This window comes from Vreelandella olivaria (assembly GCF_023507745.1).
GTDB classification, from domain to species: Bacteria; Pseudomonadota; Gammaproteobacteria; order Pseudomonadales; family Halomonadaceae; genus Vreelandella; species Vreelandella olivaria_A.
Map to the genome: position 1 here is coordinate 1 of NZ_JALPZO010000049.1, position 744 is coordinate 744.

General features: G+C 63.3%; 1 protein-coding gene. It reads left to right on the forward strand.

Going from position 1 to position 744, the window contains the following annotated elements; genetic code table 11:
- The coding region (locus HP566_RS03975) for a hypothetical protein (protein WP_249975965.1) at window positions 1-744 on the forward strand (744 nt) is incomplete at both ends.

The window sequence follows — 744 nt, forward strand, 5'->3', positions numbered from 1 at the left end:
AAACCGCCGGCGACCTGTCGCTCGACATTGCCGACACCCTGACCAATGAAGACGGCGAGATCGTCCACGCCGGGGAGGGCGAGGCACGCATCGTCGCCACGCGCCTGGAAGGCAGCGATGGGCTGATTGTCAGCCAAGGTCAGCTCTCGCTAAATGGCGGCGAGATCGTCCTCGACGGCGCCACCACCAGCGCCGAGTCCCTCGCCCTGACTGCCGATCACCTGAGCCATCGCCAGGGAGAGATGCTGCACACCGGCGATGACCGAGACCTGAGTCTTACCTTAGGGCAGTCGCTGGACAATACCAGCGGGCAGATTGCCAGCAATGCCGGACTCGATATTATTGCCGGTGAACTGACCAATACCGCCGGTACCCTGCAGGCACTGGATAATGTCAGGCTGGACGTTGGTGACCTGGATAACCGGCAGGGCGACCTGATCGCTGGCGATGCGCTGACGTTGGTGGCCACTGGATACGTGGATAATACTCAGGGGCAATGGCTGGCGGAGCGTATCGATGTCACCGCCGTCGGCCTCAATAACAGCGATGGCCTGATCAGTGCCGCCAGCGGTGAACTGAACGTGCGAGCGGGCGAACTCGACAACACCCACGGGAGAGTGGAAACCGCCGGCGACCTGTCGCTCGACATTGCCGACACCCTGACCAATGAAGACGGCGAGATCGTCCACGCCGGGGAGGGCGAGGCACGCATCGTCGCCACGCGCCTGGAAGGCAGCGATGGGC